Source organism: Ureibacillus sp. 179-F W5.1 NHS, assembly GCF_045369345.1.
GTDB classification, from domain to species: Bacteria; Bacillota; Bacilli; order Bacillales_A; family Planococcaceae; genus Ureibacillus; species Ureibacillus halotolerans.
This window is the reverse complement of sequence record NZ_JBIQFG010000001.1, coordinates 48693-69812: the sequence shown is the minus strand read 5'-3', so window position 1 is coordinate 69812 and position 21120 is coordinate 48693. Positions and strand designations below refer to the sequence as shown.

Sequence of the window (21120 nt, the reverse complement as noted above, 5' to 3'; positions counted from 1 at the left end):
TAAGTAAAGGGGGAAAGTGTATGGAGGGAAATGCAGCAGGTTTGTGGAAAGATTGGAAATTACATGGTTTAGTATTAGCAATCGTTTGTGTTACCGAGTTAATTGGTCAGCATAGTATTTCGGTTGGGGTGGGAATTATTTTATTACTGCCTATGCTTTATGCAGTCATTATTGGGATTGCAGTTTATTTCACACCCCTTGTAACAAAAAAGCAGTCGGAAAAAGCTGAAACATTAGTTTATATTACATTAACGTTATTAATTGCAAAGTTCGGTGTACAAGCAGGGCCAGCGCTACCTCAATTGATTGAGGCGGGCCCCGCTCTCATTCTCCAAGAGATTGGAAATTTAGGAACAATTTTAATCGCCCTTCCGATTGCCATTTTATTAGGATTGAAGCGAGAAAGTATTGGAATGACCCACTCCATTGGACGGGAACCGAATTTAGCTTTAATTACTGATAAATTTGGACTGTCTTCTCCCGAAGGCCGTGGAGTGATGTCGATGTATATTTTCGGTACGGTATTTGGATCTATCTTTTTAGGGTTAATATCTGGCTTCCTGGCTACTGCGACACCTCTTCATCCTTATTCCTTTGCAATGGCTACAGGAGTGGGAAGTGGAAGTATGGCCGCTGCCTCTTTAGGACCTTTAGTGGCTGCATTTCCTGATATGGCCGATACGATTACTGCCTTTTCGGGAGCTAGTAACTTATTAACTTCTGTTACGGGCTTGTATGCAAGTATTTTCATAGGATTACCATTAACAGAAAAGTTATATAAAGTATTAACAAAACGAAAAAATTACAGCGAACCAGAAATAGAAATGGAGTCAACTATCGTAATAACTGAGGAAGTAAAAGATGAATCCAAAACAAAGGTGGTGAAATAATCGATGCTAAAAAATATTCAAGAATGGGTCATATTGATGATTATTGTATCGTTTATGGTCATCATTGGAAACTGGATTGGCTACGAAGTTATGCCACTGGAGTCACTTCCTGGAATAATTGTTTTGGCTTCCATCAGTTTACTTGGTTTAATCATTCATCGAGCGATTCCATATAAAGGGATACCGAGTATTGCTTACATTGGTATATTAGCATTTATACTATCAATGCCAGCTGTACCAGGATCTGAAAAAATCGTCGAGTGGACAGGCAAAGTCAATTTACTAGCTATTGCCACACCGATTTTAGCCTATGCAGGGATTTCAATTGGTCGTTCATGGACGGATTTTGCGAAACTCGGATGGAAAACGGTCATTGTCGGCATGTTCGTCCTATTAGGCACATTCCTCGGTTCCGCAATCGTAGCAGAGATTATTTTACGTATGCAAGGAATTATTTAATTTATCATTTTATTCCAATAAAAGTAAACCCCGTAAAAGTAGATGACACTCTATCTTTACGGGGTATTTATTTCATATATATACTTTAAAATTATCAATTTCTATGGATCGAAAAAACTACATGAAAGGATTATCTGAACTTATTCTGCATCTACTTGGATGAAGCTAACTTCAGATAAAAGGACTACGATATTTCTTGTTTCTCTTTCATAGTCATCAGTTGATTCACGTAACCTTAGGATGGCGTTATCAACTGATACGAGTATTCCAGTAAACAATTCTTCGCCAGTTGCAACTCTTATTTCCTCATTAATTAGTTTGCGAAGCTGACTAAATAAATAGTTTTCAAACAACATTAACACCTCCTATTTTAATAAGCTACACTTTTAATACTTGCTAACGGAATATACAGTAAATCAGCAGTTGTTCTGAGCACAATATAGTCCGCTTTCACTTCGATTAATATTCCAGAAACTGTAGAGAATTCTGTTGTAATATCAATCGTCATACCTTCTAATGGACTAAGAATTGAACGAAGTTGCCACATGTTAATCTCCTTTCTTCAATAACATATGTTGAATTATATGTTTGCTCGTTCTAATTTGTTTGGGAATGTGTGCATAAAATTCTATCTTTTTTAAAATATTTTTTAAAATTGGTCTTCTGCACAAGGAATGTGAAATAGATTACATAGTTTAATCTAGAGGTGATAACTATGAAGATAAGAGAAGAAGGGTTAGTTAGTGTTGTAATTCCATGCTATAATGCAGCCCCTTATATTGAAGATTGTTTAAACGGACTACTATCCCAAACATACAATCAAATAGAAGTAATTCTTGTCAATGATGCGTCGACTGACAATACAGTAAAAATAGTAGAACAATGGATAGAAAATTCTAATCCATCTTTTCCAATCATCTTATGCAATCTTCCTGTAAATACAGGGTTCGCCGGGGCACTCAATATCGGCTATTTTATGAGTACAGGTGAATATATTGCAGTAAATGATGCCGATGATATTTCACATCCTTTACGTTTTGAAAAACAAGTGAACTTTTTAAAGGAAAATCCAGACTACGATTTAATTGGAACGAATTATCGGGCGTTTACTGACGGCAATAAAGAAAATGGAAAAGAAGCTAATTGGCTATATTATGGGGACGATATTCGAAAAATATATGCTTTAGGGAAGCATTGCATCTGCCACGGGACGATTTTATTCCGTGGAAAGGTTTTTGATTTGCTAGGTGGTCCAACAAGAAGAATAACTGGTGCTGAAGACTATGAATTTATCGTCAAATTCTTAAATGCGAAATTAAAAATCGATAATTTAAGAGACGTATTATATTACTATCGGGTTCATGAAAAACAGCGTTCAAAACAATTTTATGGAAGTGCTAAAGGTGAATAAAGAAAGGGTTTTACTTGTCACAGATGCTTTATATATTGGGGGTACGGAAACCCACGTATTGGGTTTGGCAAAAGAATTATTAAAAAATGATGTATTTATTACTTTTGCCGCAAGAAAAGAAGGGAGTTTAGTAAGCTCCTATGAAGCTTTAAATTGTCCTATTTATCATATCGATTTTCCTAAGACACTAGATCTTGAGGAAAAACATGAGAGAGAGTTAATAGAAAAACTTGAAGAAATTATTGAAGCTGAGCAAATTTCTGTTGTTCATTTCCATCAATCACCTTCTGGATACTTAGCGGGAAAGGCCGCAAAAAATAAAGGAATTGCTACAGTTTTAACCGTACATGGCACCTATTATCCGAACGACGAAATTCGAAAGTTGCTAAAATTGTCCGATGCTGTCATTTGTGTAAGTCCACCGTTATGCGACTATATTAAGTCCTTCGGCGTCGAACATCCTTACTTAGTTCCAAATGGAATTAATTTAGAGGAATATCCACGGGATGCCACATATGGAGAATTGAAAAAAGAATTGAACATACCGGAAGATTCCCCAGTCGCCCTTTATGCGAGCAGGATTACATGGGCAAAGGCCAGTGTTTGTTCGATATTTTTACGAGCTTGCAAGGATCTTAAATTAAATCCGATTCCAAATCTTCACGTTATCGTAGTCGGAGATGGCGATAAACTTCGAGACATAAAAAACTTATCACAAATCATTGAAAAAGCGTGCAAAGATTCTTTTATCCATATCGTTGGGGAACAAAAAAATATGCATGCTTATTATTCTATGGCCGATTGTGTCGTTGGTACAGGACGGGTTGCCCTTGAGGCGATGGCTTCAGAAAAAGCAGTCATAGCAGTTGGAAACCATGGTTATTTTGGAATGGTGCATAAAGAGAATATTGATGAAGCTTGGAACTATTACTTTGGAGATCATGGTTCCAAATCTCCTTGCAGCAGACATATTTTGAGAAACGATTTAAAGAAATATTTATTAAATAAAGAACAACTCAAATTAAATGGAATCACATCAAGGGAAATTGTAGAAGAAATGTTCAATATACAAAAAATCGCAACGGAGATTATTAAAATTTACGCTGAAACAACAAAGGGAGGAACCGAAAGTTGAAAAAGCTTCTATATATCGGCTGGATTGGCTTTAATAATTTAGGGGATGAATTGTTATGGCACATCTTTCGAGACAAATGTAATGAATATTTAAATGAAGATCAGATCGAAATTATTCCGTCAGTTCCGGGTACCGACATGAAAAACGTTGAACAATATGATGCGGTCATATTAGGAGGTGGCTCCCTCTTATTACCGGGGTATCTACAAATCCTTCAAAACGCCCTACATAAAGGGAAATCAGTCATGATATGGGGCTCGGGAATCGATTGGATTGAGAAGGAAAATTTAGATTTATTAATGAATGATCAACTGTTATCGATGGAACAAAATTTCAAACAAAAGGATATTGAAGTATTAGACGAAGTAATTGAGAAGGCATTGTTTGTAGGGGTAAGAGGACCTTTAACGAAAAAGGCGATTGAAATTATGCTCGGAAGCGAAAAGGCGAATAAAATACAAATTATTGGGGATCCGGGTTTATTATTAGAGGAGCCTGATCCGAATAAACTTCAGGCAAAAGAAAAACTAATTGGCATCAACTGGGGGACTACGTTCAATCGTTTATACGGGGGAAATGAAAGTTTAGTTGAGAAACAGTTAGTTGAGGCAGCAAAAAAATTAATTGAATCTGGTTATAAAATAATGATTTATTCGGTATGGGGCGATGATAGACCTCACTGTGAAAGGTTATTTGAAAAAATCAATGTGCCAGAGAGTGTCATACTAGATAAAAATCTGTATACGGAACAGCAGTTAATAGAAAAATTATCTAAATGTACAGCAACGATTAATTTTAAACTACATGCAAACTATCTTTCGTTTGCAGCGAATGTTCCAGCCATCGCATTAGGCTATCGCTTTAAAATATTTGATAATGCAGCGTCCCTTGGCTTAGAACAGTTAGTTGTTTCTACCGACTCTCAACAACTAACGAAGGAAATATTAGAGCGGATTGAAATCATTGAAAATAGTGGCGAAGAAATACTAGAACAATATCAATCTAGTAAAAAGAAATACCAACCACTTTTAGAATCACTATTTACTAAAAATTTTTTAGCATAGTTTTTGGAGAGGTGGATTCGATTCCCGCCGTCTCGCTGAACGTCAAAATCCTTGAATTACAAGGGTTTTGGCGTTTTTTAATGGACTAGAATTGATTTTATAACATGTAGTAGTTCATTACAGAGTGGCCCCAGATACTCGAACAGAAATAGAATGCTAACAATTTTTATTTCATTTTATAAAAGTTCTTGCAAAATGGAGGAAACATGTATATGATGTAAAACGTAATGATTACGATTTGCAGATGGATAGATTTTTGGAAAGAGGAGAGGCGGAATGGAAAAGAGAATACCTGTAACTGTCCTAAGCGGTTATTTAGGATCAGGAAAGACCACTTTGTTAAATCATATTTTGCATAACAGACAAGGACTGAAGGTAGCAGTTATTGTAAACGATATGAGCGAAGTTAATATTGATGCCTCTTTGGTGAAAAAAGGAGGATTTGCACGGACAGAGGAAAAGTTAGTGGAAATGCAGAACGGCTGCATTTGTTGCACCCTTAGGGAAGATTTAATAGTGGAAGTAGCTAGGTTAGCTGAACTTGGAGATATTGATTACATTTTGATTGAATCATCCGGTATTAGCGAACCGATACCTGTTGCTCAAACTTTCACTTATACAGATGAAAGTTTAGGCATTCATTTATCTGAGCTTTGCAGTTTGGATACGATGGTGACTGTTGTCGATGGCTATAGATTCTGGCATGACTTTACTTCAGGCGATACCCTTCTCCAGCGAAAAGAAGCAGTAACAGAAGAGGATCAGCGGGAAATCGCCGACTTACTCATCGATCAAATCGAATTTGCTAATGTCTTACTATTGAACAAGACCGACTTGTTAACGGAAGAAAAAGTGAATGAACTGAGCGGGGTACTGAGAAGTTTGAATCCCGATGCAAAAATTATTCATACAGTAAAGGCGAATGTCGATCTGCATGAAGTGTTGAATACAGGGATGTTCGATTTTGAAGCAGCTAGCCAAGGGGCAGGGTGGATGAAAGAATTGAATCAGGAACATATTCCGGAGACAGAGGAATATGGTATTGGATCTTTTGTTTATCGAAGTCATAGACCATTGCATCCTGAACGTTTCATGAACTGGATGAATGAATGGCCAGTTGAAGTCGTACGGGCGAAAGGTTTTCTTTGGCTTGCAACACGTAACGATATAGCCATTCTACTTTCCCAAGCAGGTCCATCTTTAAGTATGGAAAGAATCGGTACATGGATTGAAGAGGAAGGAAGTAAAATGAATGAACTTGTATTAATTGGTGTTCAGATGGATCAACAAGCAATCATTGATTCATTGAATCGCTGTTTACTAACGAATGAAGAGATGGAGCAAGACTGGACGAAATTCCCGGATCCGTTGCCGAATGTTTAATTTGAAATTTATAGATTATTAGGAGGAACAATTGATGAGAGTGAAGATTACACTAGCGTGCACAGAGACAGGAGACCGAAATTATATAACGACAAAAAATAAGCGCAATAATCCTGAGCGCATCGAATTAAAGAAATATAGTCCCCGTCTTAAACGAGTGATATTACACAGAGAAACGAAATGATTATAACACTTCATAAGGAGGAAATAGCATGGCTAAAAAGTCAAAAGTCGTACGAGATAAAAAACAAAGGGAAATGGTAGCCCGTTACGCTGAATTGCGAAAAGAGTTAAAAGAAAAAGGAGACTATCAGGCATTGGCTAAATTGCCAAGGGACTCTTCTCCTTCCCGCTTGAATAACCGCTGTGAATTGACGGGTAGACCGAGAGGATATATGCGGAAATTTGGACTTTCTCGTATCGCATTCCGAGAGTTGGCCCATAAAGGTCAAATACCAGGCGTGAAAAAATCCAGCTGGTAAGCAATATGCTTATTTTCTGGTAAGCAATATGCTTATTTTTCTGAAACGAAGGGTGAAACATTCAATGAATGACCGGTTAATGGAATTATTATTAAAAAGTGAAGTAAAAAAACTCCCTGAAAATAAGAAAAGACTGTATCAATTTATTATCGACATGGAAGATCGTCTAGTTGAAAAATCAAATACATCAGAAGAGTACCTTCAACTTTTTACAGCGTATTCCCCATATGAAATAGCAAGCCGGCATTTTAATATGCCTTTCTCAATGATTGCAAAATTAATGAATGAAATAGAAGAAGAACTGAATGAAAGAATAGAAGAACGCTGTAGAAAAGTGAGATGGTTTGATTATACGAATCATTTGATCGGAGCATCTTCTGAAAAAAGTAAAGAACAACTATTTTTGTTCATGAATTAATGACCACTTGAAAAGAGTACATAGCTAATCATTACGTTAATCATTTTCAATGCAGGAGAAGGCTAAAAATTTTTACGCATTTTTAAAACGTAATGATTACGCTTTGTAATTTGAGAGGAAAAACCAATTTAAACGAGAGGAAGAATAAAATGAAAAAATTACTTTTGGGTTTGTCGAGTATCTTACTGTTAAGCATTTTCTTAGCAGCATGCCAAGGAACGGGAGAAGAGGCAACTAAGGAAGAAGTACATACAGACGAGGAACATGACCATTCTGAAGGGGAAGAAACGAATCAAGAGGCACCAGAAAAAATAACAATTGAAGGCATCGCTGATCATTACCATACTGGGGATACTATTAAATTAACAGCAGTTTTGGAAGAAGAAACGGAGTCCGATCATTGGCACTGGTATAGCAGAGAAAGTAGTGATGGGGAATGGGTAGCGATTTCTGGACAGGAAACGGATACTTTTACGGGCGAAGCAACAAAGGATGGTATAGAGATAAAAGTCGTTTTATATGGTAGTGACGACAAACCGGAGTTTCAATCTGCACCTGTTAAAGTGGTAATTGATGACCATCACGGACACGACGAAGAAAGTAAGCAAATCTATAATGGGTATTTCGAAGACAGTCAAGTAAAAGAGCGTGAATTGTCCGATTGGGAAGGAGATTGGCAATCGGTCTATCCTTATCTTTTATCTGGAGATTTGGATGAAGTGTTTGCACATAAAGCAGAAAGCGGAGATATGACAGAAGAAGAGTACAAGGAATACTACAAAGTAGGATATGAAACGAATGTTAACCGCATCACGATCGAGAATAATGTCGTAACATTTTTTGAAGATGGAAAGGAGTATTCAGGAGAGTACGCATCAGATGGATATGAAATCCTTACCTATGAAAAAGGAAATAGAGGAGTACGATATATTTTTAAATTAGTAGATGGATCAGAGGAAGCTCCTCAATACATTCAATTTAGTGATCATAATATTTTCCCAGTTGATTCAAACCATTACCACTTATATTGGGGAGATGACCGGGAAGCATTATTAGAGGAAGTGACAAATTGGCCAACGTATTATCCTTCTAATTTAGATGCAGAAGATCTCGTGCGTGATATGCTGGCACATTAAAAGATAGTTAAGGAGTGTAATAGAAATCAGAGCGATTAAAATGACACTTTTGGTCATGTAGTTTAGGAGGAAAGAAAGATGAAAAAACCGTGGTTAACAACGATTTTCCTTAGTTTCGTTACGTGTGCCGCTCTTTCCGGATGTACTTCTGCAGAGAACGAAAGCGAGTCCGATAAACAGCTTTCCGTTGTTACATCCTTTTACCCGATGTATGAATTTACTCGACAAGTGGCAGGAGATCGGGCAGATGTATCGTTAATGGTGTCTGCAGGAGAAGATGCACATCATTATGAACCGAGTGCAAAAGACGTAACAACGGTTAATGAAGCAGATGTATTTGTGTATAGCAGTGAAGAGATGGAACATTGGGTAGATAGTTTATTCAATACGATAGAAAACGATAATCTTGTGATTGCACGTACGGCAGATGGTGTTGACTCAACTGAGGGGAGTGAACATGATCATCATGAGGATGGTGAAGAACCGCAGACTACAGGAAGTATAACAATTCAAGGGGTTGCGGCCCATTATCATACAGGGGATGCAATTGAATTAACTGCGGAATTAGAGGAAGAGGTGGAGTTTGATCATTGGCACTGGTACACAAGAAAAAGTGCCGACGAGGAATGGGTAACTGTACCAGAAGTTGGAGGACCTGAATTTAAATATGAAGCGACAGAAGAAAGTTTTGAAGTTCAGGCAGTACTTTTTGATAATGAACACAATATTTATGCGCAATCAGAACCGGTAAAAGTTATGATTGATAATCATGGGAATGACCACACTCATGGAGACAGTCATGAGGACGAACATTATCATGAACATGGAAATAGTGACAATACTGAACCGATTGAAATCGTTGGTTTGGCTGATCATTATCATACGGGAGATGTCGTTACGCTCGTTGCGGATCTAAAAGAAGAAGCGGACTTTACGAATTGGCGCTGGTACGTGCGCGGAAGCCAGGATGAGGAATGGGAAGCTGTCTCCGGTCAAGAAACAGATCATTTTGAGTTTAAAACAACGGGAGAAAGTTTCGAAGTACGGGCAGCCCTTTTAGATAATGAAGAAAACATATACGCCCAATCAGAACCTGTCTCCGTTATGATTGATGATCACGAAAATCATGATCCGCATATTTGGTTGGACCCAGTATTGGCACAAGCGCAAGTCAACGTCATTCGGGATGCGTTAATTGAAGCAGATCCGGAAGGGAAGGCTATTTATGAAGAGAATGCTAAAGCTTTTAATGAAGAACTGCAAGCTTTAAATGAAGAGTATGAAAATGCGCTCGAAGGGGCGGAAAATCGTGTTTTTGTCGTACAGCACCAAGCATTTGGATACCTTGCCGAACGTTATCATTTGGAGCAAGTTGCCATTGGGGGCTTATCGACAGAAGTAGAACCAAGTCCTTCTCGTATAGCTGAAATTGGTAATCTAGTAAAAGAATATGATGTACCGGTGATCTATTATCAGCAAGGAGCTAGTTCAGCAATTGCAGAAACGGTTGCTGAGGAAACAGGGACAGAGACGGCTGTGTTATATGATTTGGAAGTGCTGTCGGAAGAGCTGCAAGAAAAAGATTTAGGATACTTGGATGCGATGCGTGAAAACTTGGAAGCTTTGCAGTTAAGTATCCAATAATATGAAAGGTCGCTTGATTATGCGTTATATTGAAGTGAAAAATCTTGCCTTTCAGTATGAAGAGGAACCGGTGTTAGAGAATATTTCCTTTGAAGTGAACGCGGGAGAGTTTGTCATGCTGACGGGAGAAAATGGAGCGGCCAAAACAACATTGCTACGAAATATTTTAGGTCTACTCAAGCCGTCGAAAGGCAGCGTCTGGCTCTCGCCAACCAATTACATTGGTGAGAAGCTAGTTGTAGGGTATGTTTCGCAGCAGGTCGCATCCTTTAACACTGGATTCCCAAGCACGGTACTGGAACTGGTGCAGTCTGGACGTTATCAACGAGGAAAATGGTTTAAAAGATTAGATGGGGAAGACAAAGAACATGTACGACGCTCGCTGGAATCAGTAGGAATGTGGGAGATGCGCCATAAAAAAATAGGAGAACTGTCAGGCGGGCAAAAGCAGCGAATTTCCATTGCCCGTGTGTTCGCGACAGATCCTGATTTGCTCGTATTGGATGAACCGACGACAGGAATGGACGTGCACTCTCAAGAAGAATTTTACAAATTATTACAGCACAATTGTAAAGAACATCATAAAGGTATTTTAATGGTTACCCACGATCATGACCAAATTCGCCATTATGCTACTAAACATATTGAGCTGGTACAGAAGGAGGGGTCCCCATGGAGATGTTTTTCCATGGATTCATGCAAAGAGCTTTCCAAGCATCCTTCCTAATTTCACTCATTGCACCGATGTTAGGGTTGTTTTTGATTTTGCGTAGACAGTCTTTAATGGCAGATACCCTTTCACATATTTCATTAGCAGGTGTAGCGTTAGGATTGCTCATTGGTGTCAATCCTACTTGGACGAATATTTTAGTCGTCATGGTAATAGCATTTGTGCTTGAATATTTACGTATCGTCTATCGTACATATTCAGAAGTGTCGATTGCGATTATCATGTCTGCAGGACTGGCACTAGCGTTAGTTTTAATGAGTTTGAATGACGGCGGGGCAACGTTAAGTATCAATCAATTTTTGTTCGGTTCTATTGTGACAATTAGTAAGCAACAAGTATGGATATTGTTAGGACTGACGGTTATGATCGGTTTATTATATTTCATTTTTCGCAAGCCGATGTATGTCCTCACCTTTGATGAGGAAACAGCCTTTACCGCAGGATTGCCTATTAAAATGATGTCGATTTTGTTTAATGTGCTAACTGGCGTTACGATTGCTGTCATTATGCCGATAATCGGAGCTTTACTTGTTTCTGCCGTTATCGTCTTGCCTGCTGCCATTTCCCTTCGATTGAGTAAAAGTTTTCATGGTGTCATTTTGTTTGGTATAATTATTGCATTAATTGGCACTTCGAGTGGTTTAATCACTTCCTATGAATTAGGAACACCTCCAGGGGCTTCGATTACCCTTATTTTAATTATCATTTTTGCATTCACTATACTGTTGAAGTACATCATGCGACATCTAAAATTAGAGAAACTATTTAATAGAAGTGATGGATCGTGAGCTTTAAATTGAATACTAGAAATAGTAGAATGAATCGCGACGTTTAAAACAATGTCGCGATTTCTATACTTTTAATTCATAACGATTTAGTTAAATACTGAAGCAACGAGACACGAAAAAAGGGTAAAAAATGATATAATATAATAGGAAGAAACTCAGATTGATAGAAGGATGGATATGAATATGGACGAGCAATTAGCGGATTGGATTACACGTTTTCAAAGGGACAAAGATATCGACGCTCTTGCAAGTTTAAAAGACTATTGCAAAGATATGATTGAACCTTTAATTATAGAATTTACAGAGAAATATGGTGAAGAGGCAGGAGAATTGTTACGGTTAAAATGGGATAAACGATTTTATTTCATTTTTACGAAATATCAATTGAATGTTGGTTTACCATTAGACACTTTTGTAAAAAATACGTACCGCTTTTATTTCATGCAAGTTTTAAGAAGAGCGGGTTATATGAATTAGTAGAATGTGTTCATTTAAATAAACATCTTCGATTGAATTCAGGTTACAAAACTAGAATTCAATTAGAAGATGTTTTTTTATGGGGAAATAATAAAACAACCAGTCGTAGGGAAATCCTACAACTGGTTGAATGCTTGTCTTATTTATGGGGCGGTCTAATTACCGAACCCAATTTGATCTTAACGATAAACAATATCTTCTGCTAGATGTGTAAATACTTCACCAACAACTGAGTCTTCATCATAAACCGAAGAACCTGTGTTTTCCTCAGGTTTCGCAAATGGTACTCGAGCAATGATGTGGGTATGAAGTTCATCTGCTAGTTTTTCTGCTCCACCTTGACCGAATAGATAGTTCTTTTCACCATCTGCATTTTCAAAGTAAGCCATATTTTCAACAACACCTAAAATCTTATGTTTCGTATGTTGAGCCATTAGACCTGAGCGTGTTGCTACATGAGAAGCTGCGTTGTGCGGTGTAGTGACAATAATTTCTTCTGCTTGTGGAATCATTGCCGCCACATCGATGGCAACATCTCCTGTACCAGGTGGTAAGTCTAGTAGAAGATAATCTAATTCTCCCCAATGGGTGTTGGCAAGGAAATTGCGAATCCATTTGTTCAGCATTGGTCCGCGCCACATAACAGGTTGATTATCCTTTGAGAAAAAGCCCATCGACATGACTTTCACTCCATTGCTCTCAACTGGAATTGCTGTTTGGTCAATCATTGTTGGTTTTTGATCGATTTTCATCATAGCTGGAATACTAAAGCCATAAATATCGGCATCGACAATACCAACTTTTTTTCCAAGACGGGCAAGGGCAGTCGCTAAATTAATTGTAACCGTCGATTTACCGACACCACCTTTACCACTCGTAACAGCAATAAATTTAACGCCAGATTCAGGTTTCAACATTTTAGGCATCCCTTGATCTGTTACGTTTTGAGCTTTTAGGGTAGCTGTTAGTGTGCGACGTTCCTCATCTGTCATAGAACCGAATTGAAGGGAGACGCTTGTAGCTCCAATATTTTTTAAAGCTTGTTCAATATCTTGTTGAATCTTCGCTTTTAACGGACAACCTTTAATTGTTAAGATGACGTCTAGAGAAACATGAGTGCCGTCAATTTTTAGATTACGTACCATATTTAACTCAACAACGCTTTTATGAAGTTCCGGGTCTTCTACGTGTTTTAGTGCATTTAAAATGTTTTCCTTTGTCAACATTTCAAAAACCTCCTTTCTATTTTAAGCCTTTACCTAGCCCTTTTAAGAAGTGAATGCCAAAGTTCATGGCACGGTTCACATCAGGATCGTTTAACATTTTAGCAAGCTTGAAGACACTGACTTTTTCGTCAGTGTCTACCGCTTTATTTGCTTCATCTAAGCCAGTAGTTAAACTCTCGATTAATTTTGTTGTTTTTTCTGGGTCCATGGCCGATAAAGCACCGGCAGCCCCCATTAAGTTGTTAATAATATTCGTAACAGGTTCACGCGTTACTTGACCTAATACGATATGAGCAACTTCTTCTTTTGCCTCAAGTAGTTTTGTTACGGCTTCAAGGGCGCCAATCGCATTTAATTCTCCCATGATGGAGAAAATTTCATTTACAGCTTCTTCATTTTCAGAAAGAAGCTTTTTTAAATTCTCTAACTTTTGTTCTTTAATTTGTTCTTCGGTTAATTCTTGCTTTTTAATCGTACTAATTGGTGCAGCCATTCTTTCACTCCTCCATTAATTTGTTGTTAAGTGAACGTAGCCAGGACGATTCCATTTCCGTTGTACTTCAACACCATTTTGTGGGTGACGTTTTTTATTTCTTGGATTTGTTCTAGGAAGTGGTGATTTTCCTTTTGCTTTCAATACTTCCACTCGTACTTTTGTTTGTTTGTATGCCGGTGTTGATGTATTCACATCCGCACCTCCACCAGTTAAGAAGTTGATCGCTGAATCTTTGCTAGTAGAGTTCATTGGTAAGAATAGTTCGTTACCTTGTACACGGTCTGTTACAAGGGCATTTAATTTTAATGCACCATATGGAGACACTAAACGTAATAACGTTCCATCTTCAATACCACGCTCTTTCGCCAATTCAGGTGATACTTCTACGAAAATCTCAGGTACTTTTGATTGAATACCTTTCGATTTATTTGTCATGTTTCCTTCGTGGAAGTGTTCTAACATACGCCCGTTGTTAATATGACAATCGTATTCTGGTTCATATTCAACAGGTTTCATCCAATCATCTAAAGCAAAACGAGCTTTTTTGTCAGGGAAGTTGAAGCCATCTTCATATAGTAAAGGTGTATCTTTACCATCGTGGCTACCCCAGTTGAAGCTGCCCCATCCTTCTAATACATCGTAGTTTGCTTGAGAGAAAATTGGAGAAAGGCTAGCCATTTCGTCGAAGATTTCACTTGGGTGGCTGTAGTTCCAATCTGCTCCTAAACGATTCGCAACTAATTGTAAAATTTCCCAATCTGCTTTTGATTCACCTAGTGTTGGTAAAGCTTGATATAAGCGTTGAACACGACGTTCTGTATTTGTAAATGTACCTTCTTTTTCAAGAGATGGTGCTGCTGGTAAAACTACATCTGCATATTGTGCAGTGCGTGATAAGAACACATCTTGAACAACAAAGAAGTCTAATGATGAAAGAACTTTATCTACATGGTTCGCATCAGCGTCCACTAGCGCCATATCTTCACCAACTAAGTACATAGCTTTCATTTTACCTTCCATAATCGCATCTAACATTTGTGGATTGTTACGACCTGGTTTCGGTTGAATTTTCACGCCATATGCTTTTTCAAACTTAGCACGTGCTTCATCATCTGTTACTTTTTGATAACCTGGTAATAGGTTTGGTAAAGTACCCATGTCACAAGCACCTTGAACGTTATTATGACCGCGAAGAGGGTAAGCTCCTGCACCTGGACGACGATAGTTACCAGTAGCTAATAGAAGGTTTGAAATTGCAGCTGATGTATAAGAACCACCTGTATTTTGAGTAACACCCATACCCCAAAGAACACATGTACCGTCAGCATCACGAATCATTTCCGCAACATTAATTAATGTTTCTTTCGAAATGCCTGTTACTTCTTCTGCATACTCAAGTGTGTATTTTTCAAGTACAAATTTGAAAGCACCAAAGTCATGGACATTTTCTTTAATGAATGCTTCATCATGCCAACCTTGGTCGATGATGTATTTTGTTACGGCCATTAACCAAACTTGGTCCGTACCTTGTTTAGGACGCATGAAGATGTCAGAGCGTTCAGCCATTTCGTGTTTACGAACATCGGCAACGATTAATTTTTGACCATGTAATTTATGAGCACGTTTTACGCGAGTCGCTAATACTGGGTGACCTTCTGTAGGGTTTGCCCCAACGATAATAACAAGTCCAGCTTTCGCAATATCTTTAATTGTTCCTGCATCCCCACCAAAACCAACTGTACGTAATAAACCGTCTGTAGCTGGTGATTGGCAATAACGTGAACAGTTATCTACGTCGTTTGTTCCAAACAATTGACGTGCCATTTTTTGAATTAAGTAGTTTTCTTCGTTCGTAATTTTTGAAGAAGAAATGAAACCAACAGAACCAGGACCAAATTCTTTTTGAATACCGCCTAGTTTCGAAGCAATTAAATCTAATGCTTCATCCCATGTTGCTTCAACAAATTCTTCGTTTTTACGAATTAATGGTTTTGTAATACGTTCTTCAGAGTTAACGAAGTCCCAACCGAATTTCCCTTTAATACAAGTAGAAACGGCATTTACAGGACCATCAGAAGGTTGTACTTTTAAAATTTTGCGATCTTTTGTCCAAACTTCGAAGGAACAACCTACACCACAGAAAGTACAAACTGTTTTTGTTTTTTTCGTACGTTTGCTACGCATCGCAGCTTCCACTTCAGAAACAGCGAAGATACCGCTATATCCTGGTTCAACTTCTTTAATTAAATCGATCATTGGATCTAATGTATCTTGTTTAATACCAGTCATAAAACCAGCTTCACCAAGCATAGATTTTTCCATTAAAGCGTTACATGGACAAACTGTTACACATTGACCGCAACTTACACAAGAGGAATCGTTAATGCTAACGCCGTCATCCCAAATAACGCGTGGTCTTTCTGCTTCCCAGTCGATAGATAATGTTTCGTTTACCTGTAAGTTTTGGCAAACTTCTACACATTGTCCACAAGCGATACATTGGTTTGGATCATAACGGTAAAATGGGTGGGACATGTCCACTTCATGTGGTTCCACTTTTGGTTTGTAAGGATATTTTTGATGTTCAATTTCCATCATTTCTGCTGTGTTATGTAGTGTACAGTTCCCGTTGTTATTATCACAAACAGTACAGTATAACATGTGATTTTCTAATAGGCGGTCCATTGCTTCTGTTTGAGCAGCTTTCGCTTTATCAGATTTAAGTTGGACATTCATGCCGTCTATTGCTTTTGTTGAACATGAACGAACGAGTTGGCCATCTACTTCTACGATACAAGTATCACAAGTTTGGATAGGGTCAACTGATGGCACATAACAAATTTGTGGATGCTCAATGCCATATTGATTAATGGTTTCAAGAATTGTAGCTCCTTCTGCTACTTCATAGGGTACGCCATTAATGTTAATTTTAGTCAACGTAAACTCCTCCTTTTGCTATTTGACAAAATTATATGTCACAAGGTTAATGCTTATGGTAAAGCCGAAAAGAGTCTAGTGAGTTAGTTGTGGGTGATAATAAATTGTAAAAATGGTTAAATTAAGCTCTTTTTCAGATTTATCGTGTCCTTATAAAGGGATAAGGGCAACCATTAACGAAGTGATCATATATTGTTGACATGTTTAAAAAATAAAAAAATCCACCATGAAACGGCATGAACTTTTCATGCTGTCTAATCACGGTGGATAAAATTCTTAGCAAGCCGTGCTAAAAACTCAATCTACTTTTATTTTTTTAGATTTCATAATAGAATTCAATCATTATGATTCCTATGCAAATAGTGCAACCGGAATTTGGTAAAACTATGACATAAGCATCAAAATAATTCAATTCCATTTGTAACCACCTTATTATAACGGTTACATTTCAAATGGACAATATTTATCATGCAATTTGTTAATAGTAATAATTATCAAAAAATATTTTCACTTTAAATTTTTTTAAAGTTGCTATATTATTAACAAACTGTAAGGGTGGTCTCCGATAAAAAAATTTAATTAAGTGAGGAGAATCGTCAACATGTCAAAAAAAGTGCATGAATTTAACGACATTATTCGTAAACTGCGCAAAGATTTATTCGGTAAAGGACCGGAGCGTATTCATACTGTTTTTGTAGAAAATATGGCCGTTTCAACGTTGTATGGTAATCTGACACCAACAGAAAGATTCATTGCCAGTAAACCAGAAGGATTAAAAATGGTTCATGCTTCAAGGACAACTATGATTCAAGAGTTGTATTCGAAAAAAACTCCAGAAGGTATGGAAGAATTGATGGGTACAAAGCTGCTCCATTTATTTTCAGATATTAAAGTCGAAGAAGATTTGGCAATTTCAGTATTTATTTTTGAGGATAAAATTAGTGAATAAAGAGGAACCCTTATGGAAAATATAGTAAATCGAGAAATTATACGGATTGAAAATAATAAAATGTTAGAAGTAGAGGATAGCGTTGTGACAGAACACGCTGTCACAGTGAAGATTAATCAGCAAGAATTTGTTACGATGGTTTGTACACCGGAATATGTAGAAGATATGGTAGTAGGCTATTTAGCATCAGAGCGAATCATTACGAGTTTTGATGATATTGAAGATATTTGGTATCAAGAAAAAGAAGGATTTGTGCATATTAAAACAAAACGTATAAATCCTTTCTATCAACAAATTCAAAACAAACGTTACATTACTTCTTGTTGTGGTATGAGCCGACAAGGGTTCGTCTTTGCAAATGATGCGTTAGCTTCCAAAAAGATGGAAGATGTTCATGTTCGTATTACACCAGATGATTGTTTTCGTTTAATGAAAGAGATGCAACAATCGGCAGCCACATTCCAAAAAACTGGCGGTGTGCATAATGCTTCGCTATGTGATGTAAATGGGGTTGTGTTAAGTCGGATGGATATTGGACGTCACAATGCTTTAGATAAAATTTACGGATATTGCTTACAAAATAACATTAGTATGCAAGATAAAATTATCGTATTCAGCGGAAGGATTTCGTCGGAAATTTTACTAAAAGTATCTAAAATTGGGTGTGAAATTGTATTATCTAAATCGGCGCCTACCGAATTAGCATTGCAATTGGCAGAGCAACTAGGAATTACGACGGTTGGTTTTATTCGTCAAAATACACTTAATATTTATACACACAAAGAGCGTATTATATTACCTGAACCAACCCACTAATATGAAAGAAGGAGATTAAAAATTACTAATCTACAAGATCAATTTCAAAGACCGCTTAGAGATTTAAGGATATCAGTAACAGACCGTTGTAATTTTCGTTGTCAATATTGCATGCCTGCCGAAATATTTGGCCCAGATTTTGCTTTTTTACCTTCCGAAAAAATATTGAGTTTTGAAGAAATCGAACGATTAGTAAAGATTTTTGTCTCATTAGGTGTGAAAAAAATACGGATTACAGGTGGTGAACCCTTACTACGTCGAGATTTACCGACATTAATTGAACGTATTCATCGTATTGCCGGAGTAGAGGATATTGCTTTAACAACAAATGGCACTTTATTGAAAAAATATGCTAATGATTTGGCAAAAGCAGGATTATCGAGAGTTTCTGTTAGTCTTGATTCGCTAAATGAAGAACGCTTTTTCGAAATGAATGGTCACCGTGGAAAAGTGAAAACCGTATTAGAAGGTATTGAAAAAGCTGCAGAAGCAGGTTTGCAAGTGAAAATTAATATGGTTGTTCAAAAAGGGAAAAATGAACAAGATATTGTGACAATGGCCCAATTTTTTAAAGATAAACAACATATTCTTCGTTTTATCGAATATATGGATGTAGGTAACTCAAATGGTTGGAAAATGGATGACGTTGTGTCGAAGAAGGAAATTCTTGAACAAGTGCAACAAATTTCCCCATTGAAACCTGTTGAGCCGAATTATAAAGGGGAAGTGGCTACCCGTTTTCAGTATGAAGACGATCAAGGCGAAATCGGTGTTATCTCATCTGTAACCGATTCTTTCTGTTCATCATGTTCACGTGCTCGTATTTCAGCAGAAGGAAAATTATATACTTGTCTATTTGCAACAGATGGAACGGATTTACGTGAGTTGTTAAGGAATGGGGAAGACGATGCAGCCATCATCCAATGTATTTCAAATGTATGGGAAAATCGAACTGACCGCTATTCCGATGAACGAAATGAACAGACGATGGAAAAAAGGAAAAAATCAAAAATCGAAATGTCGCACATCGGTGGTTAAAAACAAAAAAAATCGGCAATAAAATGCCGGATTTTTTTTGTTTATTGACGGGTAAAGGTACCGCTTTTTCCACCCGTTTTTTGTACAAGATAAGTTTCTTTAATAACCATACTTTTATCAACTGCTTTACACATATCATAAAAAGTTAGTGCTGCAATGGATACTGCCGTTAAGGCTTCCATTTCCACGCCTGTTTTACCGTTACATTTTACGGTTGCTTGAATGTGTAATTCGTATCCAACATCGGCTTTGCTATATTCAAATTGGAAATCTGTTCCTTGTAGCATAATTGGATGACACATCGGAATAATATCGGCTGTTTTTTTGGCACCCATAATCCCAGCAATTTGGGCTACTTGTGTAGGATCACCTTTTTTTATATCGCCTTGTTGGATCGCTTGATAGACTTCATCGGATAGTGTAATTGTACTGCGTGCGATAGCCGTACGTTCGGTAATTTCTTTTTCGGAAATGTCGACCATTTTAGGGCGACCTTCTTCGTTCCAGTGAGTAAATTTATTCATCGTAAGACTCCTTTTTAACTGTTTGTGCCCAATCTGTTTGTGTATTGATATTAATAAATGTTGGGCTATTTTCATCAAATCCAACATAACAAACTCTTACTTGATCTAACAAGGCTTTCATACTTCGCTTGTTTTGTTGGATTAGTAGATTTACTTTTGGTAAAGCGGTGCGCCGATAAAGGGAAGCAAGTGGTTGTATTCTAGAAGTTTTAGGAACAATCGCATCATATCGATCATCGATATATGTAAGCATAGTTTGGACAAAATCTGCATTCATATAAGGCATATCACTAGCTACAATAAAAAACCATTCAACATCTGGGAGATTTGTCATAATGTTTTGCAATGCCAACAAAGGTCCTTGGTGAGGTTGTTTTTCAATGATCATTTGGATATTTTCTTCTGCAAAGTTCCTTTGCAAGCTAGCATTCGTCGCAATTATTAAAGGTACTAGTCCGTTTTGCTGCAAGGCATTAAGACTATTCTTATACAAAGGCTGACCAGCAAACAATTCAAACATTTTTGGTTGGCCATACCTTGAAGATTGACCGCCAGCTAAAACAACTCCAGCAATTTTCATCGGCGATTCAACTCACCGACAAAATGTTGAACAGTTGGCAATATTAGTTTTGTCATAGCTAGTGTCACTGCATTGACGGAACCTGGCAACAAATAGATGGCAGTACTTCCGCGACTACCAGCTGTGGCACGGCTAAACATCGCTTTTGGGCCTATATCTTCATAGCTTAAAGAGCGAAATAATTCTCCAAATCCGACCATTTCCTTTTCGAAAAGGGGGACAATGGTATCGTAAGTTTGATCTCTCGGTGTAAATCCTGTGCCGCCAGTGACAATAATTGTATTGATAGTTTGATTCTCGCACCATTCTAATACATACTTAGAAATCTCAGATGGTTCATCCTTTGATATTTGGTAGTCGATTACTTCAAAAGAAGCTTCTTGAAGAAGCGATTGAATGCGTTGACCGCCGAGATCATCCACCTTTGTGCGCGTATCACTTACTGTTAATATGGCAGCTCTTATAGGATGTTGAGCGTGTGTAGGATGCAAGGCAAAGGACCTCCTTCAATTAAATGTTTATTGAAAAACAATGCTT

25 protein-coding genes are annotated in these 21120 nt (G+C 37.5%); 17 read left to right on the top strand and 8 right to left on the bottom strand.

The window, feature by feature from the left end:
* The first annotated feature begins 20 nt into the window (after window positions 1-20).
* Window positions 21-890, top strand: a complete 870-nt coding sequence (locus ACH0B5_RS00365; RefSeq protein WP_341362555.1) for a DUF3100 domain-containing protein — start codon at window positions 21-23, stop codon at window positions 888-890.
* A gap of 3 nt (window positions 891-893) precedes the next feature.
* Window positions 894-1349 carry a hypothetical protein gene (locus ACH0B5_RS00360; RefSeq protein ID WP_122973600.1) on the top strand — a complete coding sequence of 152 codons (456 nt, stop codon included), beginning with the start codon at window positions 894-896 and terminating at the stop codon, window positions 1347-1349.
* 140 nt (window positions 1350-1489) lie between these two features.
* Here ACH0B5_RS00360 and ACH0B5_RS00355 read toward each other — a convergent pair whose 3' ends face one another.
* Together ACH0B5_RS00355 and ACH0B5_RS00350 are read right to left on the bottom strand one after the other, a co-directional pair.
* On the bottom strand, window positions 1490-1702 hold the full coding sequence (locus ACH0B5_RS00355) for a hypothetical protein (RefSeq protein WP_406927230.1): 213 nt from the start codon (window positions 1700-1702) through the stop codon (window positions 1490-1492).
* Window positions 1703-1719: 17 nt separating this feature from the next.
* On the bottom strand, window positions 1720-1896 hold the full coding sequence (locus ACH0B5_RS00350; protein ID WP_122972966.1) for a DUF2642 domain-containing protein: 177 nt from the start codon (window positions 1894-1896) through the stop codon (window positions 1720-1722).
* Window positions 1897-2064: 168 nt separating this feature from the next.
* Here ACH0B5_RS00350 and ACH0B5_RS00345 point away from each other — a divergent pair, with 168 nt between their 5' ends.
* From ACH0B5_RS00345 to ACH0B5_RS00290, 12 genes are all read left to right on the top strand, one after another.
* Complete coding sequence (locus ACH0B5_RS00345) at window positions 2065-2760, top strand: glycosyltransferase family 2 protein (RefSeq protein ID WP_406927229.1); 696 nt, start codon at window positions 2065-2067, stop codon at window positions 2758-2760.
* A complete protein-coding gene (locus ACH0B5_RS00340) occupies window positions 2753-3895 on the top strand; it encodes a glycosyltransferase (protein ID WP_406927228.1) in 1143 nt (380 codons plus the stop codon). Before ACH0B5_RS00345 ends, ACH0B5_RS00340 begins: the two co-directional genes overlap by 8 nt.
* Window positions 3892-4959 carry a polysaccharide pyruvyl transferase family protein gene (locus tag ACH0B5_RS00335; protein ID WP_406927227.1) on the top strand — a complete coding sequence of 356 codons (1068 nt, stop codon included), beginning with the start codon at window positions 3892-3894 and terminating at the stop codon, window positions 4957-4959. The genes ACH0B5_RS00340 and ACH0B5_RS00335 overlap by 4 nt, the downstream gene beginning before the upstream one ends.
* Before the next feature lie 276 nt (window positions 4960-5235).
* Window positions 5236-6342, top strand: coding sequence for a GTP-binding protein (locus tag ACH0B5_RS00330; protein WP_406927226.1), 1107 nt, complete (start codon window positions 5236-5238; stop codon window positions 6340-6342).
* 34 nt (window positions 6343-6376) lie between these two features.
* Entirely contained in the window at window positions 6377-6526 is a 150-nt protein-coding gene (gene rpmG / locus ACH0B5_RS00325; protein ID WP_122972971.1) for a 50S ribosomal protein L33, read from the top strand.
* Window positions 6527-6554: 28 nt separating this feature from the next.
* Window positions 6555-6824, top strand: a complete 270-nt coding sequence (rpsN, locus tag ACH0B5_RS00320; protein WP_122972972.1) for a 30S ribosomal protein S14 — start codon at window positions 6555-6557, stop codon at window positions 6822-6824.
* A gap of 64 nt (window positions 6825-6888) precedes the next feature.
* Window positions 6889-7242 (top strand): hypothetical protein, encoded by a 354-nt coding sequence (locus ACH0B5_RS00315; RefSeq protein ID WP_122972973.1) that lies wholly within the window; start codon window positions 6889-6891, stop codon window positions 7240-7242.
* A 149-nt stretch (window positions 7243-7391) separates the two neighbouring features.
* Complete coding sequence (locus ACH0B5_RS00310; RefSeq protein WP_406927225.1) at window positions 7392-8378, top strand: ZinT family metal-binding protein; 987 nt, start codon at window positions 7392-7394, stop codon at window positions 8376-8378.
* A 78-nt stretch (window positions 8379-8456) separates the two neighbouring features.
* Window positions 8457-10022: a metal ABC transporter solute-binding protein, Zn/Mn family gene (locus tag ACH0B5_RS00305; RefSeq protein ID WP_406927224.1), complete on the top strand. Its 1566-nt coding sequence runs from the start codon at window positions 8457-8459 to the stop codon at window positions 10020-10022.
* A 19-nt stretch (window positions 10023-10041) separates the two neighbouring features.
* On the top strand, window positions 10042-10749 hold the full coding sequence (locus ACH0B5_RS00300; RefSeq protein WP_406927223.1) for a metal ABC transporter ATP-binding protein: 708 nt from the start codon (window positions 10042-10044) through the stop codon (window positions 10747-10749).
* Complete coding sequence (locus ACH0B5_RS00295) at window positions 10695-11540, top strand: metal ABC transporter permease (protein WP_122972977.1); 846 nt, start codon at window positions 10695-10697, stop codon at window positions 11538-11540. The genes ACH0B5_RS00300 and ACH0B5_RS00295 overlap by 55 nt, the downstream gene beginning before the upstream one ends.
* 183 nt (window positions 11541-11723) lie before the next feature.
* Entirely contained in the window at window positions 11724-12017 is a 294-nt protein-coding gene (locus ACH0B5_RS00290; protein ID WP_122972994.1) for a hypothetical protein, read from the top strand.
* Between the two features lie 179 nt (window positions 12018-12196).
* Here the strand turns inward: ACH0B5_RS00290 and ACH0B5_RS00285 are convergent, their stop codons facing one another.
* From ACH0B5_RS00285 to fdhF, 3 genes are read right to left on the bottom strand one after another with little or no spacing between them, the layout of a single operon-like run.
* A complete protein-coding gene (locus ACH0B5_RS00285; RefSeq protein WP_122972978.1) occupies window positions 12197-13243 on the bottom strand; it encodes a P-loop NTPase in 1047 nt (348 codons plus the stop codon).
* A gap of 16 nt (window positions 13244-13259) precedes the next feature.
* A complete protein-coding gene (locus tag ACH0B5_RS00280) occupies window positions 13260-13736 on the bottom strand; it encodes a helical membrane plugin domain-containing protein (RefSeq protein WP_122972979.1) in 477 nt (158 codons plus the stop codon).
* 15 nt (window positions 13737-13751) lie between these two features.
* Window positions 13752-16676: a formate dehydrogenase subunit alpha gene (gene fdhF / locus ACH0B5_RS00275; protein ID WP_122972980.1), complete on the bottom strand. Its 2925-nt coding sequence runs from the start codon at window positions 16674-16676 to the stop codon at window positions 13752-13754.
* A gap of 601 nt (window positions 16677-17277) precedes the next feature.
* Between fdhF and ACH0B5_RS00270 the strand changes: the two genes are divergently transcribed.
* From ACH0B5_RS00270 to moaA, 3 genes are read left to right on the top strand one after another with little or no spacing between them, the layout of a single operon-like run.
* Window positions 17278-17625, top strand: a complete 348-nt coding sequence (locus ACH0B5_RS00270) for a Na-translocating system protein MpsC family protein (protein WP_122972981.1) — start codon at window positions 17278-17280, stop codon at window positions 17623-17625.
* A gap of 12 nt (window positions 17626-17637) precedes the next feature.
* Complete coding sequence (gene fdhD / locus ACH0B5_RS00265) at window positions 17638-18441, top strand: formate dehydrogenase accessory sulfurtransferase FdhD (protein WP_122972982.1); 804 nt, start codon at window positions 17638-17640, stop codon at window positions 18439-18441.
* 21 nt (window positions 18442-18462) lie between these two features.
* The gene (gene moaA / locus ACH0B5_RS00260; protein ID WP_122972983.1) at window positions 18463-19479 is read left to right on the top strand and encodes a GTP 3',8-cyclase MoaA; all 1017 of its coding nucleotides are present in this window, start codon (window positions 18463-18465) and stop codon (window positions 19477-19479) included.
* Window positions 19480-19520: 41 nt separating this feature from the next.
* Here moaA and moaC read toward each other — a convergent pair whose 3' ends face one another.
* Genes moaC through ACH0B5_RS00245 form a run of 3 tightly spaced genes read right to left on the bottom strand, consistent with a single transcriptional unit; the run spans window position 19521 to window position 21074 of the window.
* Window positions 19521-20003, bottom strand: coding sequence for a cyclic pyranopterin monophosphate synthase MoaC (gene moaC / locus ACH0B5_RS00255; protein WP_122972984.1), 483 nt, complete (start codon window positions 20001-20003; stop codon window positions 19521-19523).
* Window positions 19996-20583, bottom strand: a complete 588-nt coding sequence (gene mobA, locus ACH0B5_RS00250; protein WP_122972985.1) for a molybdenum cofactor guanylyltransferase — start codon at window positions 20581-20583, stop codon at window positions 19996-19998. The genes moaC and mobA overlap by 8 nt, the downstream gene beginning before the upstream one ends.
* Entirely contained in the window at window positions 20580-21074 is a 495-nt protein-coding gene (locus tag ACH0B5_RS00245) for a MogA/MoaB family molybdenum cofactor biosynthesis protein (RefSeq protein WP_341362543.1), read from the bottom strand. Before ACH0B5_RS00245 ends, mobA begins: the two co-directional genes overlap by 4 nt.
* Between the last annotated feature and the right edge of the window lie 46 nt (window positions 21075-21120).

What these genes read in the sequence shown, in the direction of transcription:
- ACH0B5_RS00285 (WP_122972978.1), bottom strand. Translation starts at nt 13,243, where the DNA reads ATGTTGACAAAGGAAAACATTTTAAATGCACTAAAACACGTAGAAGAC.
- fdhD (WP_122972982.1), top strand. Translation starts at nt 17,638, where the DNA reads ATGGAAAATATAGTAAATCGAGAAATTATACGGATTGAAAATAATAAA.
- ACH0B5_RS00315 (WP_122972973.1), top strand. Translation starts at nt 6,889, where the DNA reads ATGAATGACCGGTTAATGGAATTATTATTAAAAAGTGAAGTAAAAAAA.
- ACH0B5_RS00295 (WP_122972977.1), top strand. Translation starts at nt 10,695, where the DNA reads ATGGAGATGTTTTTCCATGGATTCATGCAAAGAGCTTTCCAAGCATCC.
- ACH0B5_RS00280 (WP_122972979.1), bottom strand. Translation starts at nt 13,736, where the DNA reads ATGGCTGCACCAATTAGTACGATTAAAAAGCAAGAATTAACCGAAGAA.
- ACH0B5_RS00270 (WP_122972981.1), top strand. Translation starts at nt 17,278, where the DNA reads ATGTCAAAAAAAGTGCATGAATTTAACGACATTATTCGTAAACTGCGC.
- rpmG (WP_122972971.1), top strand. Translation starts at nt 6,377, where the DNA reads ATGAGAGTGAAGATTACACTAGCGTGCACAGAGACAGGAGACCGAAAT.
- rpsN (WP_122972972.1), top strand. Translation starts at nt 6,555, where the DNA reads ATGGCTAAAAAGTCAAAAGTCGTACGAGATAAAAAACAAAGGGAAATG.
- ACH0B5_RS00310 (WP_406927225.1), top strand. Translation starts at nt 7,392, where the DNA reads ATGAAAAAATTACTTTTGGGTTTGTCGAGTATCTTACTGTTAAGCATT.
- ACH0B5_RS00290 (WP_122972994.1), top strand. Translation starts at nt 11,724, where the DNA reads ATGGACGAGCAATTAGCGGATTGGATTACACGTTTTCAAAGGGACAAA.
- ACH0B5_RS00305 (WP_406927224.1), top strand. Translation starts at nt 8,457, where the DNA reads ATGAAAAAACCGTGGTTAACAACGATTTTCCTTAGTTTCGTTACGTGT.
- mobA (WP_122972985.1), bottom strand. Translation starts at nt 20,583, where the DNA reads ATGAAAATTGCTGGAGTTGTTTTAGCTGGCGGTCAATCTTCAAGGTAT.
- ACH0B5_RS00365 (WP_341362555.1), top strand. Translation starts at nt 21, where the DNA reads ATGGAGGGAAATGCAGCAGGTTTGTGGAAAGATTGGAAATTACATGGT.
- ACH0B5_RS00345 (WP_406927229.1), top strand. Translation starts at nt 2,065, where the DNA reads ATGAAGATAAGAGAAGAAGGGTTAGTTAGTGTTGTAATTCCATGCTAT.
- moaC (WP_122972984.1), bottom strand. Translation starts at nt 20,003, where the DNA reads ATGAATAAATTTACTCACTGGAACGAAGAAGGTCGCCCTAAAATGGTC.
- ACH0B5_RS00350 (WP_122972966.1), bottom strand. Translation starts at nt 1,896, where the DNA reads ATGTGGCAACTTCGTTCAATTCTTAGTCCATTAGAAGGTATGACGATT.
- ACH0B5_RS00360 (WP_122973600.1), top strand. Translation starts at nt 894, where the DNA reads ATGCTAAAAAATATTCAAGAATGGGTCATATTGATGATTATTGTATCG.
- ACH0B5_RS00330 (WP_406927226.1), top strand. Translation starts at nt 5,236, where the DNA reads ATGGAAAAGAGAATACCTGTAACTGTCCTAAGCGGTTATTTAGGATCA.
- ACH0B5_RS00300 (WP_406927223.1), top strand. Translation starts at nt 10,042, where the DNA reads ATGCGTTATATTGAAGTGAAAAATCTTGCCTTTCAGTATGAAGAGGAA.